Source organism: Paraburkholderia sp. FW306-02-B (assembly GCF_058782725.1).
On the sequence record NZ_JBYSXZ010000002.1, the window covers coordinates 2,894,519 to 2,910,799 of the forward strand.

Consider the following 16,281-nt stretch of genomic DNA (forward strand, 5'->3'; position numbering starts at 1 on the left):
CGTATTACTGGGGCCTCGATCTAAGCTCAGTAAGCGTTAGGATGATGAAGCCCCTTGAATACAGTCGCGAAAATGATTCAACCGCACCGTCCGTACTTGTCGTCAAATCTGACGATGTCGTCTTCGCCAAGATATGTTCCCGACTGAACCTCGATGATCTGAAGCGGTACGCAGCCGGGATTTTCCAAACGATGGCGTATGCCAAGCGGAATGTAGGTCGACTCGTTTTCGCCGAGAATGAACTGCTCTTCCCCGCGGGCGACAAGGGCTGTGCCACTCACGACGACCCAATGCTCCGCGCGGTGGTGATGCATTTGCAGCGACAGGCGCGCGCCCGGCATCACGACGATTCTCTTCACCTGGAAACGGTCGCCATGATCGATCGAATCGTAGAAGCCCCATGGCCGGCGGACTTTTCTATGTGCGTCGGCTTCTGGAGACTTGTCGCGCTTGATGCGTGACACCAGTCCCTTGATGTCCTGCACGTGCGAGCGGTCCGCGACCAGCACGGCGTTGTCGGTATCGACCACGATCATGTTGTTCGTGCCGACACACGCAACCAGCCTGCCGCCTTGCGAGCGCGCATAAGTGGCCGTTGCCCCTTCGAACAGCACGCGCCCGTTCGACGCGTTGCCGCATTCGTCCTTTTCCATCGCCTGCCAGACCGCATCCCACGAACCGAGATCCGACCAGCCCGCTTCGAGCGGCACCACGATTGCGCTGAATGGCGAATCGGGCTTGCCAACGTGCTCCATCACAGCGTAATCGATCGAATCGGATGGCGAACGCAGGAACCCGGCGGCATCGGGAATGACACATTCGTCCGTTTTCCTGGCGCCTTGATAGGCCTGCACACACGCAGCGTGCATGTCCGGCTGGAACCGCTCGATCACTGCTAGCCAGACGGACGAACGAACCACGAACATGCCGCTGTTCCACCAGTAATTACCGGATTCAACATATTGCGCGGCAAGCTCCGCTGCTGGCTTCTCGACAAACCGCTCGATGCGATGCGCGCCATCCGGCAACGCGTCACCGAGGCGGATATAACCAAATCCCGTGTCGGCGCGGTCGGGCGGAATGCCTAGCGTGGCGATCGCGCCCTTCAGCGCATGGCGGGCTGCAATATCGATCGACTGGTGAAGCGCATCCAGATTCGCAATAGCGTGGTCCGCGGGCATGGCGACCAGGATGGCATCCTGACCGTCAGCGCATGCCGCCAGCGCGGCAAGCGTGAGAGCCGGTGCGGTATCCCGACGCGCCGGCTCTACGATGATGCGCGCGTTCACCCCAATTTCCCGAGCCTGCTCGTAAGTCGCGAAGTAATGCTCTGCCCCGCACACGATGAGAGGATCTGCGGCGATCTCCCACGTCGCGCTGAAGCCTGCCATACGTCCCATCGTGGCCTGTAGCAACGTCTGGTTGCCGATCACGTCGATCAACTGCTTCGGAAACTGCTCACGCGACACCGGCCACAGGCGAGTACCTGACCCACCGGCGAGAATCACTTGCACGAGCGGCGGATAATCCACCAGAACCTGATCGATCGCTTCGCTATCCATCTCGCCGGCAACTACCGTAACCTTGCTCATTTAAAACTCCTTTACATTGAAACCAGCTGGCGAACGAAATCCTCACGTCCGCGCACGATGCGTTGCACCGTCAATCGCGCCGTTGGCTTCTTGTGTGTTCAATGACAGGACGACCGTATCAGGCGGACAAAGCCAGCGGTTCAGTTCGCGGTGACAAAGGTGCACGCGTTGACCGTCAATCTGGCCCGACCGGAAAGCGTGGACAGCGTAGCGGTTCGATCGCAGTTGGATGGCATTCAACAGTAACGACACGCACCGACGATCTACCGACAAGCTGGCGCCAAAGAGCCGTACTTGATGTGCTTCATCATAGTCAGACTACGCTGCACCACAGCATTTCTGGCGCGAACAGTTGAGGTTTTGGCCCTGATCGTCGGACCCGTTTTCGCAAGCGCACCAAACATGTTTGATTTCCACGCTTGATGAAATAAGCAGGTTGGAAATCAATTTATAGCCGTGGTACCGTTCACGTGAACAAGTTGATGCTTTGGTGTGAAAGGTAGAACACCAATATTGTCCGTTGTCCGTAACACGCTGGCTTTTGGCGTCCAACTCCATGTTTGTCCTGCGGCGCGGAGTGGTCTTCAAAAACTGTACGCCATCCGTTTGCCTGGAGCCGCAATGGCTTACATATCGCTTCTCGCACTATTCCTGACGGTCACCAATCTGGTACCCATGAGCGCGGTTGGGTTGATCCCTCTCGTCTTTTGTCCATGGCGCTTCTTTGGACGCAGCTACCCCGCGTTTATGACGCCGCTCACCGCGTTCACCCTTCTGGTCGTGGTCTCCACGCTGCTCTACGATCCCCGGTCGTTCCTGGAATTCGATTTCTATCGGCGCGACGGCAATTTCCTCATCTCGTACGCACCGATCTTTGCCGGCTGCCTGTACACGCACCGTTGGGATCTGAATAAAGTCCTTCGCACGTTTTTCATGTTCGCGGTGGTGATCAACATACCGCCCTACGCTTACTACATCATCCACAATGGCTTACTCAGCATCTTCGCGCGTCCCGACGACAGTTTTGGCAGTTACTTCATCGCGCGCAACGCGGCAGGCGGGTTCTTCGCCATGCTGTTCTGCCTGGGCATCGCATGCTACCTGCACAGGCGCAGCAAGCCGCTGCTGGCCCTGCTCGCCGGTAATGCGCTCATGCTGTTCTCCACCTATAGCCGAGGCTCTTTGCTGGGCGCTCTGGTCATACTTCCCTACCTCTACTTCGGCCGCAAACGCTGGATGCTGGCCACCCTGATCGCCAGCCTTATCGTCGGCTCCATCGCGATGGCGATCTACCATACGGATTCGAAGGTCGACTATATGGGCTACACCTTCACCATCGAGAATCAGGATGCCAAGGTCGCCAACCTGGACATTCGCTATGAATGGCTATGGCCGCGGGCTCTTGCGTACTTCGAGCAGAGCCCGGTCGTAGGCCTCGGTTTCGGCTCATTCGACGATCATATCGGCAGCGTGACTTCTTACTTTCATCTGCTGGGCGTACCCTCAGACTTGACCATCGAACATAGCGACTCGCATGCTCACAATTCTTACCTGAACTTCCTTGCGGAACTCGGCGTAGTCGGTCTCGCCCTGATGCTGGGCTTCTACTGGAGATTGATTGAATGGAGCAAACACGGCGCAGCCGCCGCTGCGCTGTGGGGCGGCGGACAGAACTTCGCCGCCTTCAGATTTGTTGAAATCTCGTCTGTTTGCCTGCTTGTCATGGCCGCGACCGAACATCGTCTGGTCTCGCCATCGAATGTTCTGATCCTTGCTCTCGTCATCTCCCTGTTGCTGGCAGCGCGGTCGGTCAACACCGCCGCGATCGAACATCTTCAGCAGAAGGCAAACGGCCGCGCGCCACGCTGACTGCCGGCACGCCGAGCCGGCGTGCCGGCAAACATTTCTCGCAGCCACGCGCTGGCGAAAACGAAGAAGAGAGAATCCTATGTGAACCCTGTTCACCCACATAGGCGATGCCGCCATAACGTTGCCCGTAGCGGCTATCTGTATCGGCTGGCTGGCGATATTCAATGTCCGCCTGGCATGGCGGTTGATCGGTGCACTCGCCGCTGGAACCGCCATTGTCGGTGCAACCAAGATTATCTATGCCGGCTGGGGCGTATCCATCCCGGCTACTGATTTCCGCGTCGTTAGCGGGCATGCCATGTTGTCGACTTCCGTGTGGACCGTAGCGATTACCCTCCAGCTGAAGTGGTGGCGTCTGCCGCCGCTCCCAGGTGTCGGCGCCGGTATTGCCATTGGGGCGCTTACCGGTTCTTCCCGAGTCATGGATCACTCCCATTCGTTTCCGGAAGTGATTGCTGGCCGGTTTCTCGGCACGCTTGTGGCCGTATTCTTTTTACGGACCGCTATCAGCGTCGAATTTGCGCGCTTCAGGCCGGTCTGGTTCACCCTCAGCCTTTTGCTGGCCTCCACGCTTGTCTATGGGCACGAGGCGCCGCTTCAATACTTAATCGATGCTCACTCGTCAGCAATCCACTGCCATGTCCCGTCTGTCATGGCCTTCCTTGGTCAGATCCGATAGCGCATTCATTCTCATGACACTACGTCAGCATGATGCCGCTGGTTGACGGGTAGTTGGCCCATGACCGGATACGGGAGAAACTGTTCGAGGCACCCGTATGGGAGTCGGGAGTCGATAAAATTCGTCAGCGCCGTCTTGAAGTTCTCCGACGAAAAACGCTCTGCGTTTCTACGGCATGCCCGAGGGTCGAACAGATTAGCGTTGCGCTCAAACCGGCTTACCGCTGCTAGTAAAGACTCCGGCGTCTGTTCACCAAAGAACACGCCGGTTGGCCGTTCAAGCGGCAGACCGATGACGGACTCGAGCGCGCCGCCTCTGCCGAATGCGATGACCGGCGTACCGCATGCCTGTGCTTCCACCACCGAGATACCGAAGTCCTCTTCCGCAGCAAATACAAACGCACGAGCGCGCCGTAAATGATCGACAAGAACATCGAATGGTTGATGACCGAGGATCGTGACGTTCTCGCCAGCCACTGCTTTGATCTTCTTCATCTCGGGGCCATCGCCAATCACTACGAGCCGGCGTTCAGGCGTCTGCGAGAAGGCCCGGACGATCAGATCGATGCGCTTATACGGCACCATCCGTGACGCCGTCACGTAAAAGTCGTCCTTCTGCGTGCACATCGTCATGTTTGCCAGATCGACAGGCGGGTAAATGACGGTTGCTTCACGCTGGTACGTTTTTCTGATTCGCCGGGCGATGAACTGCGAATTCGCCAGAAGATGATCCACGCCATTGGCCGAGCGCGAATCCCACCCACGAATGTAGTGAAGCAGGACGCGCGCCATGACGGACTTGATGCCAGTATTTAGATGAGATTCGTTGAGGTATTGATGCTGCAGGTCCCAGGCATAGCGAATGGGTGAATGTACATAACTGACGTGGACCTGGTTCGGTCCGGTAAGCACGCCCTTCGCAACCGCGTGCGAACTGGAAATGACAAGATCATAGCCAGACAGGTCGACCTGTTCGATCGCGATCGGCATCAACGGCAGGTATGCACGATAACGTTTGCGCGCTAAAGGCAACTTTTGAATGAAAGAGGTCGTGACGGATTTCCCCTTCACGCATTCGCGGTCTTCCAGAAAATCGACAACCGAAAAGATGTCCGCTTTCGGAAAGCACTCGATGATGTTTTTCAGCACCTTTTCTGCGCCACCCAAAACCACCAACCAATCGTGAACAATAGCGACTTTCACTTCGACCTCCTGTGATATTACGACCGAGATCCTTCCCCTTCCACCATCAGATTCACTCGTCCTTTGCAGCACGTGTCTGGGGCCGGAAACCGCATGCAACCCGAACCATCCCTAGCGCCCGCTCGCCTCCCGGTACGAGGCCAACCAGCTCGAGGCGAATCACGATGCCCATCAGCATGACCGATAGCATCGCCTCGCCAATCACACGGGCGAGTGCGATTCCAATGGCGCCGTACCGCGGCGCAAGAATGAGCGCCGCAACAAGATTGATCAGGCCCGACGCGATGCCCACGATGGCAAGCAGGCGATCCTTCCTTCGCGGCACAAATACGTAGCCCGCCACGAACTCGTTAAAGGCAGCGAACGGGAACATCCACGCAAAAATCTGAAGGACGTGAGCGCTGGGTTCAAAGGTGGCGCCGAGGATCAAAGGCAGCACGAAAGGCGACAGCGCTAGCGCGCCACAGAAAATCAGCAATCCGTACCCCATCAGCAGGGTAGCGCCGCGCCGGGTCGTTTCGTGCGCTCCTTGCATGTCGCCCTGCGCGAGCTGCCGCGTTATGGTGGGAATGAACACCTGCGCTGCCGGTCCCATCAGCGCGAGCGCGATCGTCGCAAAGCGTTCAGCCGCGCCGAAGTAGCCGACCTGATCGGGCGTGGACAATAGCGTCAACAGGTAGGTCGACGATGCCGTGAATACGACCGACCCGGACGAGTAAAGGAAAAGCATCGTCGAATTTCGCACCAGAGGAACGATGCCTGCCAACCTGAGACGCGGCCAGCCCAGTTGATAGATCGTAAGACCGTAGGAAATGATCGAGGACGCCACACCCGCAATCAAAACGCTCGCAAGCACCCATACGGCGTCATTGGGTCCTTTTACGAGGGTCAGGACCAGCACAAGGCTCAAGATGAAGCCGAACACCTCGATGATGATGGGAGTTCGAAACTGGTGACGCCCTTGGAACAGCCAACCGAGGTTCATGCCGGACACGATCCCCAGCAGCGTAGCCAGCACACCGATTAGAGGGCGTTCGGACAAGATGGGCGAGCACATCGTGGCAACCAGGCCGATACATCCACCCACCACGCCATGCGCAAGGCGCGCGCTCACATGCAACGAGAAGATGTCGTTACATTCCGCCTCCGATTGCGCTTTCGACACGTCGCGCATGCCGACAGGGCTAAAGCCGTAGTTGACGAGCATCCATATCACGTTCATGAGCGACATTGACGCCAGTACCCGACCGTACCCGGCTACACCGAGCATCCTGCCGTAAAACGGCACCACGATGATGAGGTACACGTACCTCATCAGGTAGCCGCCGTAAACAAATCCAATAATCCGAACGCTCTTTCGTCGATCCATTCTGTCCTCCGTGTATGCGTTCTGGACTTCAGCGCCCAGCCACGCGGCGGCGGGCAAACGGATTGGCGATATTCCTCAATATTGCCCATCTCATGTTGAAGGCTTCCGGCGCTTTGTTGATCTGCTCCGAGTTTGCGAACGACACCGTCGCGCCGCCCGCGCTGCGCACGCGATAACCTCCCAACGACTTTCGGACCGTGGCGACACGACCTACCAGAGCAGCGCCGTAGCGGTTGATGTCCGCTTCCGGAACCGGAAAAACGTGCATCTCCGGATAGTCCTGCGCGAGCGCCGATTCGATCGCCGTGGCCGGATAGTGCTCGTAGTTGTAGTTGCAGATCACATCAGTGACGTGGTTCATGATATCTCGACGCTATCCAAAGGTTCGATCAGTCGAAATTCGACGACCGTGAAACTACCGACACATGCTGCAAGCACTCAAACTCACACGAGTTGAGCATCGTCTTTATTGATCCAGTTCACTACGCGACTCCACGAACAACGACATAGGCAAGGTGCTTAGGCGGCTTGTTGTCGGCCCCATTGACTCGATCCGGCACCTTGAAGCGGATCTTCAGGGTCTGGTCGTTCCACGCCATGGCAACATCGTCGTGAACACTCGCCGTACCAGTCAGCGCGTCGATAAACTCCACCCGTGCATTGCGTGAAGACGGCGGTTTGAGTCCGCCTACGGTGACGCTTTGCCAACCCGGATCCGCGCTTACCTGCATCACGACATCATGACCAGAAAGCAACGCACTTCCAGAAGCCCCTGAATCGAACTGCAACGGTTTCGAAAAGTTTGCTAGCGATCCGCTCGCAGTCTGATTCAGCACGACCAGGCTTCGGCCGGATACGTTGTAAGTCCGCTTCGGCGGACCGCGATGCGTCAGACGGAAAGATTCGTAGCCATCCCAGTGGTAAACCATGGACAGGTATTTGTTCGGATCGTCCCAGTTTCTGTCGAGTGCCCACACGGCGAAGTCGAAGAAATAGCGCGGCAGGTAGTGCGGATCCTTCATATACTCGTCACCGATTTCCGTTTGCCAGATGCCTCGCGCGGGCCCGTTCCTGACGTACTGCTGATACAGGGAATCCAGGTCGGCTACGGGGAGGTAATGCGTGTCGATGTAATCGACCCAATCCAGCATCCGTTCCTTCAACACTGGGCTCCTGTACTCAAGCCATGTCCTGAAGTTGTCGAGGCCGCCCTGGTCCGGCCATCCACCGTAGACAACATACGCGTGATAGCTGCGGATGATGCGGGCCGCCGGGATATGGATGCGCTCGACGTAATCCTGCATTGCACGCTCGTACGGTTTCGAGCTCTTTACGTTCCCGTTGGAATCCGGGCCATGCCAGAAGGTCGCCTGGGCCAGTCCGCCCGACAACCTGCCCGCTGCCTCATTCCAGATCTGGAAATAGCGCAGGTTATAAGGCGGCGCGGAATACTTACGAACCACTGCATCGACATATCGCGTCCACACCTCCACGTCCACCGGCGCCGAATTAACGTCGCCTGGCACGCTCGCATTCCACGTCGGCGTGTAACCGAGCTGCAGGAGCGAGCCGATCCCATTGCGGTCATTCGCGATCAACGCCGACGACAGGTCGCTATCGAACGCGGAGCTGGTCTTGTCGATGCGCATCACGTCTTGTGGCCCATCCGGCTGGCCAGGGCCAACCGAGCCTCGCCCCCAACTGATGCCCATCGCGCGCCACATCTGAACATCGCTGGCCGCACCCGCCCAGCCATTCGAACCGATCAACTCCGCGATCCTGCGACCGCGAACTCGCTGAGGCCGCGGCTCGGGCATCAATGACGGCGCGGTCTTGCCACGCGCGAGCGGTATCACCGCTCCTGCGAGTGCAGCGAGTGTGCGCAACGCCCGCCGCCTGCCGGCAACGCTCGTGACCCGGTCCATTCGCCTGACCACGAACATGGGCTAGCTCGCCGACGCGCTAGGCGCCAGGTCCGACAACTGATCGCCGGCATGGCCCTGCAGAATCTGTAGCACTTTCTGCGCCGAGTATTCCCAGCGAAACTCACGCGCGTGAGCCACGCCCATTGTTCGGTAACGCTGCCGCAGTTCCGCATCGGCCATCATCTGGGAAATCTTCGCCGCGATATCGTCCGCCGACGTCGCATCGCAGTACATCACGGCATCACCGCACGCTTCCGGCATTGAGGTCCGCGAAGAAGCGATCACCGGGCAGCCGCAGTACATCGCTTCGAGAGGCGGCAGTCCAAATCCTTCGTACAGGGAGGGAAAAACGAGGCAGGCCGCGTTCTCATACAGCGACTTCAACTCGCCATCCGACACAAAACCAGCCCATACAATCTGGCTGTGATGGGTCCGCTGCTCCACATTCTCGCTGTTGAAGATACGTCTATTGCGGCCGCCAACAATGACGAACTTCACGCCCTTCAGATGTCCAAGCTTATCGGTCGCTTCAAGAACACGTTGCAGATTCTTTCGTGGATCAAGGCTGCCGACGATGACGCAATAAGCGTCTTTTACAACTTTCAGACGCCCCAAGACTGCCGGATTCGATACGACGCGGTCCAGATGATCCGCGCCGGGCGTTACAACCGTGACACGCGACTCATCAACCTTCAAGTGATGGCAGATCCGCCTCTTCGAGTAGGTCGAGACCGTCAAAATCATCGGCTCCATTCGCGGCAGCATCGCGAAGCAAATGCGATACCAAAGCCGGAACTTCCTGGAGAAGCCTTGCGGAACATCGTAGATCGCCATGTCATGAACCATCACGACTTGCCCGCGCTTGAAAATCGGATTGGTATTGCACAGATTAAGGAGCGTCATTCCTCTCGCCGCGATGGGCAGCGTGATCTGCTCCCAAAGCGTGCCGCGTAGCCACGGGAAGCACCGCTTCCGCTTGAGGTGCGCGCCAGGCTCGACAACGTTTTGAGGCACGAAAACTTCCAGTTCGTCACCACGCGTTGCGCTCATCTGCATTGCCCGGGTGAGTTCATACGCCACACGTTGAACACCGGTGACTGACTGCGAGGTGAACTTTCCGTTAATTGCAAAGGCCATCGGGATCTCCGTTTGACGGCGTCGCGAAACATCTGGCCGCAAGTCTCCTGCGGCCGGTACGCTATTAATGCGTTGCTTCGAGATCGCCGAAATCGCTGGCATAGTTCGTCACGTAGCCGTAATTTCGTGTGCTTCGTCGTAGGGGAATGCCATTGAAGACCGCACCGGCAATGCGTCCGTCGGCGCGCTCCATCTTCTTGACTGTGTCCGCAATTTCCTGCTCGCTCTGCATTCCGGAGCGCAACACCAGCAAGGACGAGCCCGCTTCACTCGCGATGATGGAAGCGTCGGTGACTGCGAGAAATGGCGGCGTATCGATGATCACCATGTCGAACTGGCCGGCGAGTCGCTCCAATAGCTCCTTAAAGTGGGGGTTCATGAGCAATGCGGCAGGGTTCTCCGGTCGTATGCCGCACGACAGAAACGTCAAACCGTCGATGCTCGTCGACCGCAATGCCTGACGTAAGCCCAGCCGACCCGAGAGCACCTCCGAAAGACCGCCACGGTTGCTTTCGCCGAACAACGAGGCGAGGTGGCCCCGACGCATATCGGCGTCTATCAGGAGGACGCGCGAGCCGATCTCCGCGTGCAGGATCGCGAGGTTCGCCGCAACAAAGCTCTTTCCCGCGGAAGGCGTCGACCCGATAATCATCAGAAGGTTATTGCGCGTGTGCGCAAGATCGCGCGCCACCGCTGTTCGCACGGCACGAAGCGCCTCGACCGACGTGTCATGCGGAAACCGCGCGGCAAGGACTCTGGCGTTGTCGGCACCACGAGACATTGCTATGTCCGTTCCGGCTGCACCGCCAGGAAACTGAATATCGGCTGAGCTTCGCGGAAATGGCAGATCGGTACGTCCTCCCACGCCTGGCAGTGCTTTGCGGCCTGCGCCGTGGCGGTCAAGCAACAACTGCTGCTGACTGAACAGGATCTCGCCGAAGACCGGCACGCTCATGCGACTTTCCACGTACCTCGGATCCGTCACTCCGGTCATCACATGGCGGCGCATGAAGACCAGCACGACGCCGGACAGGAGTCCGAGTACCACGCCCCCCGAAAGCACGAGTGCGGGCTGTGGTTTGACCGGACGATGAGGGCTGATTGCGGCGTCGACGATATGCGCGCCGCCCGTCGTGCTGGCGCGCCGGACTTGCAATTGCTCGGCTTTCTGGACCATCCCGAGGTAGATCGTTTCCGCAACTTTCTGCGCGCGGATAAGATCGACGCTCTCACGTTCGGACGACGGCATGCCATTGAAATGGCTGTCGAATTGCGCCTTCGCATCCTGCAATTGCGCAATTTGCCGGTCGGCACTCTGCACCCAGCGGCTATCCGCCGTGTAGCGATCGAGGAGTTGCGTACGCTGTAACTGCAGGGTCGCGATCTGCTTGTCAATGTCCAAACCACCCTGGAGATAGGCTTGCGCTTCATTCGTCGGCTGCATGGACTGTGACGCCCCACGGAAATGCTTGAGATCATCCTCAGCCTTCCTGAGGTCCGCCAGCAAACGGGGAAGCTCACCATTAATGAACGCTAGCGTGGTCGTGTCGTTGAGTTGCCGAGCGGCAATTGCATAAGCAAGGTACTGCTCCCCCAACGCGTTGGCGACTTCGGTGGCCTTATCCGGACTCTTGTCCGCGTACTCTATTTGAAGAAGGCCGGAGTCCTTCACCTTGTCGCCGACCTTCACCAGGTCTCCAAACCGCTTTATTGCGTCGAGCGAATTCCAGCGAATGACTTCAAATTTCGTGCCCGGATGCGCGTCCAACTTCTTAACGAGCATGGAAATGCCATTGTCCTGGACGGCCTTGCCCACTACGCCCTTTACAAGGAGCTGATCCGACAGACCACGCAACTCGTATGCGCCATCTTCGAGGGCGATCAGGGTCAATTTCTCTTCTTCGAGGTCCCGCGGCACATCCAACGAACCGACCTCAATGCGCTCTCCACCCCACGCAAACGACTTCAATCCGAGCCATGGAGCCGCCGGCTCTCCCGGAGTGGCAAACTTAGCCGCGATGTCCCCCAGCAAAGGGATCTTGTGTGGCGTCACCGACACGTCGAAGCGGAATTTTTCGATGACCGGCTCGAGTACCGCGCGGCTGCGCATCACGGTCATTTCAGTCACCGGCGATGGCGCGGGCGGCGGAAGGGTTTCCTGATTCTGCAAGGCGAGGCCGAGCGCATTCGGTTCCGGCGGGTCGACACGCAACAGCACGTCGGCGGAGTAGATCGGCGTTGCAATGAGTAGATAAGCCACCGCCAGGGCCAGCACTATGACTGCCGTAACCACGATTTCCCAAATGTGATCCCGCATCAGAGTGAGCATTCCGCCAGCGCTGAGTTGACCACGCTCCGTACCAGGAGCGGGAGAGAGCGAATTTGTAGGGTAGTAATCCACCGGTTTGATCCTTCCATATTCGATGAGCAGAGTAATGACTCGTTGCCGCTCTGCTGCACCACCAGTTCGAGATCTGGAACCGCCGCCGAACGTGGATGTGGCACGGCCGGCGGCACCTCGGAGTTACGTGCTGGGTCAGGTTGGGTCGAAGAGCCGCATTCAGGCCTTCGTGGGCGACGCAGTGCAGTACGGCCTATGGCCTTTTGCCAGCGGCTTTGCCGACCCCGCCAGAAACGCCTCGTTTCTGTAGGCGACGGAATGATCAGTTTTATGCATACGAAGACTGCTATACATTCGTACTACTACATGTTTCGTCGACCAATTTAAAAACTGACTTCACTGTGCATGACGAACAAGCGGCCACGCTGTCTTTCGAACAGGCGGATATGTACATATTGAGCTGCCCGATATCGACGACGTCGGCCTCTAGCTGCGAGGACACATCGTGAGAAAGCCTTGCCATGTGAGCTGCCCGCGCTTTGCCCCGGACGGGCCCACCTCCTGCCGATCTCAACTTGCAAGGTCAATCTTTTGTATGCGAGCGCGTGGCATCCCAGACACTCGCTGTCATCGACGTCCAGCGCGACACGACGAACGCAATACCGTTGGAACCACGCGAGCACAGCTTCACGCGATCGCGCACCTGCTTTGTGACATCGCGCATGTTGACCCGACAAGACCATCAGCGGTCTTGGAAAGCGGTAATTGGTACGTCCTTGCCACAGCGGCTGGACGGCATCTTCAAGCAAATTACTCAGCGGACGGAATCGAAATTCGACGAATCGCCAGTGCGAATTTCTCTATTCATGTTGCGATGAAGCATAGCCTGCAATTAATGCGTCACATCGTCGACGGCATAAATTCGGGTGTTAATGGCCGATTAAGCGGAACGCATTACGAATGCGGTGGCTTCAGAAAGCGTTGTTACTATCTGTAACTGCTGCAACAGAATAGTACGGCTCGCTTGCAGCGCTGTAACAGAAGCTTAGTGACAGTTCACGCCGTGAAAACGCGCGTTTGAACCAGCGAGATTGGCTGAATCCCCTGCCAGACAGGGCAGAAAGGTCATCAACCGACGGTCCAATTGAACGCAGGTTTGGTCATTAGACTCGGAAAAAATTTCTGGCTAAGAACACTGTTCAAACGCTTCTTCTTCAAAGTGCAAAGTAAGAATTTCCCCGATCATGACAATTACGCCAAAACACCCTGAAATACCGGCCAAATTCGTACCGCAAATTTCAATGCGCTAATCTCGCTACGTATCGTGATTGCGTGTTCGGAGAAATAAGCGTGATGACTTCCACCGGTTTTCTTACGTCGTGCGTCAATGAGCGTCAGAATGGACCGAAAGCGGTGAAACACATTGGCCTTCTGATTTTTCAGGACTGCTCCATGTTGACCACCGGAGCTGTCGGAGATGCTTTCCGGCTTGCCAACGAGTTCGAAAAAGCGGGAGGCGACGAGCCTCCTTATAGGCTCTCGGTGGTGTCCGACGAAGGTGGCCTGGTGACCAGCTCATCCAGCATCTCGATCTGGACGCAAAGTCTCGAACAATATAGCCTGGCCGATTTCCACGCGTTCTTTGTGGCTTGCCGTGACGCCACTGAAACTGTGGAGTCCAACGATCGCTTTCTTTCATGGATCTCGCGCCACGGATCGATTGCATCTCTTGGTATTCAGCAAGGAGCGAATCTGGCCGTCGTTTGCAGGAACACATTGCAATCAACAGTGTCCATCTTTTTCTTTGACGACGGCGGCGGTGGCGCAAGCACCAGCGTGACGCCTACCGACCTCGCACTTGCGCAGATCAAGCGCGACCTGAATTCGGACACCGCGCGAAAGATCGCGCGTGCGCTGCAAACGAATTACATCGAGCAGAACAAGCCGGAATTGGACGATGCGAGCATCACCACAACAACCGAGAAAATCAGCGAGTCGGCACGCTGGATCAAGGAAAACTATAGCAAGGCCATCTCGGTGGCCAAAGCAGCCGAATCCGCTGCAATGAGCAAACGCAATTTTCAGCGTCGCTTCAAATGCGAGTTTGGCATGACACCGCTCGAGTATCTATTGCGCACGCGCTTTGAAGTTGTCTGCGCGATGCTAAGAAATACCGATTTGCCTGTCGACAAAATCGCAAGACGGTGCGGAATGGGCGACGGCAATCGACTCGGTCGCCAGTTCAAGGAGCGATACGGCATGTCACCCACGCAATTCCGTGCGCAGCAGCACATCGAGTCCGAGGAGCGATGGTTGACGCCCGAAGAAGGTTGGAATACCGCGACTGAGATTGTGCGAGAAGCACCCTGATTTTCCGACTGCAGCTTCGCGACTCCACCAACCATGGATTGAAACATGACGACCACCAAGTCCGCACAGTCCGACCGGGAAGCCGCCACATCCACGCCAAGGCACAAAGAAGCGCGACCATCTGGAAACATCGTGGCCAACGACGTGAGCCTCGCACCGGGAGATCTGTATCTGCCAACGCAGCAGTCAGCTTCCGTAGTCAGGCGGCTCAAGGAGGCGGCGAAGTGCATGCTGCCGGATTCCGTGTTCCTGAGTCTGCTGCATCACAAGTGCATTGGCCGCTATCCGAATCTTCTCCGCCCCGCCACATTCAACGAAAAGATCCTGCAACGAAGTCTCAGACCCGATCAGATACCCGCCGATTACAAGTTGCATTGTTTTGGCGGCCGGCCGGGACGTCCCATCATCTACAACCAGGGCCGCGTCGTGGAAGACGATGCATTAAAACGCGCGGTGGGTCGAGTCGCAGACAGGAAGGCGGTACGACTCGTTTAAAGGTGCGCCGTTAGTCTCAATGCCGCAGGTATGGCTTGCGCTGTCGAGCACGCAATAGGTCGCGACGGGCTGCGAGCGAGCGACTTTCTAACTCCTGTGCGTGCTTCACCAAATGTCTTTGTGACCTTCAACTCAACCGGAGATGTACAAATGACGCGAGCTATCAAGGAAGCACGCAACACGATCGGCAGCAATGCGGCAGAAGGGCCGCGGCCCCGAGTGATGATGTGTCCATTCACCAACCCCACGAATCGCTATATACAAGTTCAGAAAGATCTCTATAGCTCGATCGGTTATGACGTCGTACCACTTTCCATCAAGGGTTTAATGAAAGGTGGATTCTCCCAACTGTTCAAACCAGACAACATTCTCGCTTTTCATTGGCTTGAGTACCGGCCATTCAAGCGAGACAAAGGCACTGCACGGTTGAGCTTGCCGGGGTCTCTGCTCTTCGCGTTCTATTGCTCGCTCATGTTGATCGGGCGGGCGAAGGTCGTTTATTTCGTACACGATCACGTGGTCCACGATACGATTGGCTTCAACAAACGTCTTTCGATTCGGATTATTGCATTCGTGCGCCGCCTGGCGGACTTCCGCGTGGTCCACGCGCCGGACTTCCAGGCGCAGTACAACGCGCAATATCTGCCGCATCCACTCTATTGGGATGCGCCCGGACAGGCACCCACCACGCATAAAAAAAATAGCGCGACGCCACTGTATTCGTTGCTCGGCGTGATTCGCCCGTACAAGCAGATTGATGCTGTGCTCGATGTCTGGCCGAGCGAGTGCAAGCTGCATATCGCCGGACACGGCACGGAAGCCTACCTCGCGACGCTGAATGAAATCATCGACAAGCGATCGCTCCAGAACGTCGTGCGCCTCGACGCCAAGTTCCTATCCGACGCGGAGTTTGCCCAGTGCATTGTCGATAGCGACGTGCTGATCCTGCCGCACGCGGCCGACTCAATGCTGGTGAGCGGCGCGTTTTTCGAGGCCATCGGACGCGTGCCGTTGCTGATCGCGCGCGCGACACCGTTCATGGTGTGGGCTGCAAGGAAGTTCGATAATGTCATTCTGTTCGATGACATCTCCGAGCTCCCGAAGATTGTTCATTCGGTTAACGAGTCGTGGTCGACGATTGCTCGCAACGCAGGCAACCGCCTGGCTATCGATGAATTCGGCTGGAATGCCTGTTGCCGGCGCTACGAGCAGTTCTTTGAAACCGTTGAGGGCCACCGGAACGCGGTTGAGAAGCCAGTTGTTTAGTGAAGGCGAGGCGGTCGGTTCTCAGCGAGTGAGGTC

At 57.3% G+C, this 16,281-nt stretch carries 10 protein-coding genes and 2 pseudogenes; 5 read left to right on the plus strand and 7 right to left on the minus strand.

The genetic code is table 11. The features are described from left to right. Window positions 1-77: 77 nt before the first annotated feature. Window positions 78-1,592, minus strand: a complete 1,515-nt coding sequence (locus tag AC3WOG_RS34335) for a mannose-1-phosphate guanylyltransferase/mannose-6-phosphate isomerase (RefSeq protein ID WP_492582161.1) — start codon at window positions 1,590-1,592, stop codon at window positions 78-80. Window positions 1,593-2,213: 621 nt separating this feature from the next. Between AC3WOG_RS34335 and AC3WOG_RS34340 the strand changes: the two genes are divergently transcribed. After that, window positions 2,214-3,461 carry an O-antigen ligase family protein gene (locus AC3WOG_RS34340; RefSeq protein ID WP_492582162.1) on the plus strand — a complete coding sequence of 416 codons (1,248 nt, stop codon included), beginning with the start codon at window positions 2,214-2,216 and terminating at the stop codon, window positions 3,459-3,461. Between the two features lie 121 nt (window positions 3,462-3,582). After that, a complete protein-coding gene (locus AC3WOG_RS34345) occupies window positions 3,583-4,140 on the plus strand; it encodes a phosphatase PAP2 family protein (RefSeq protein WP_492582163.1) in 558 nt (185 codons plus the stop codon). Between the two features lie 11 nt (window positions 4,141-4,151). Here AC3WOG_RS34345 and AC3WOG_RS34350 read toward each other — a convergent pair whose 3' ends face one another. The 6 genes and pseudogenes from AC3WOG_RS34350 to AC3WOG_RS34375 form a co-directional block, all read right to left on the minus strand. Then, complete coding sequence (locus AC3WOG_RS34350) at window positions 4,152-5,342, minus strand: glycosyltransferase family 4 protein (RefSeq protein WP_492582164.1); 1,191 nt, start codon at window positions 5,340-5,342, stop codon at window positions 4,152-4,154. A gap of 52 nt (window positions 5,343-5,394) precedes the next feature. After that, entirely contained in the window at window positions 5,395-6,711 is a 1,317-nt protein-coding gene (locus AC3WOG_RS34355; protein WP_492582165.1) for a lipopolysaccharide biosynthesis protein, read from the minus strand. A 64-nt stretch (window positions 6,712-6,775) separates the two neighbouring features. Continuing rightward, window positions 6,776-6,973, minus strand: a pseudogene (locus tag AC3WOG_RS34360) (glycosyltransferase family 2 protein); the annotation flags it as partial. Between the two features lie 220 nt (window positions 6,974-7,193). Next, window positions 7,194-8,636: a hypothetical protein gene (locus AC3WOG_RS34365; RefSeq protein ID WP_492582166.1), complete on the minus strand. Its 1,443-nt coding sequence runs from the start codon at window positions 8,634-8,636 to the stop codon at window positions 7,194-7,196. Between the two features lie 21 nt (window positions 8,637-8,657). Continuing rightward, entirely contained in the window at window positions 8,658-9,773 is a 1,116-nt protein-coding gene (locus tag AC3WOG_RS34370) for a glycosyltransferase family 4 protein (protein ID WP_492582167.1), read from the minus strand. A gap of 64 nt (window positions 9,774-9,837) precedes the next feature. After that, window positions 9,838-12,174: a polysaccharide biosynthesis tyrosine autokinase gene (locus AC3WOG_RS34375; RefSeq protein ID WP_492582168.1), complete on the minus strand. Its 2,337-nt coding sequence runs from the start codon at window positions 12,172-12,174 to the stop codon at window positions 9,838-9,840. Between the two features lie 1,392 nt (window positions 12,175-13,566). Here AC3WOG_RS34375 and AC3WOG_RS34380 point away from each other — a divergent pair. The 3 genes and pseudogenes from AC3WOG_RS34380 to AC3WOG_RS34390 all read left to right on the plus strand — a co-directional run bounded on the left by AC3WOG_RS34380 (window position 13,567) and on the right by AC3WOG_RS34390 (window position 16,245). After that, window positions 13,567-14,484 (plus strand): helix-turn-helix domain-containing protein, encoded by a 918-nt coding sequence (locus tag AC3WOG_RS34380; protein WP_492582552.1) that lies wholly within the window; start codon window positions 13,567-13,569, stop codon window positions 14,482-14,484. A gap of 45 nt (window positions 14,485-14,529) precedes the next feature. After that, window positions 14,530-14,832, plus strand: a pseudogene (locus AC3WOG_RS34385) (ATP-grasp fold amidoligase family protein); the annotation flags it as partial. Window positions 14,833-15,009: 177 nt separating this feature from the next. Then, complete coding sequence (locus AC3WOG_RS34390; protein ID WP_492582169.1) at window positions 15,010-16,245, plus strand: glycosyltransferase family protein; 1,236 nt, start codon at window positions 15,010-15,012, stop codon at window positions 16,243-16,245. Window positions 16,246-16,281: the final 36 nt, after the last annotated feature.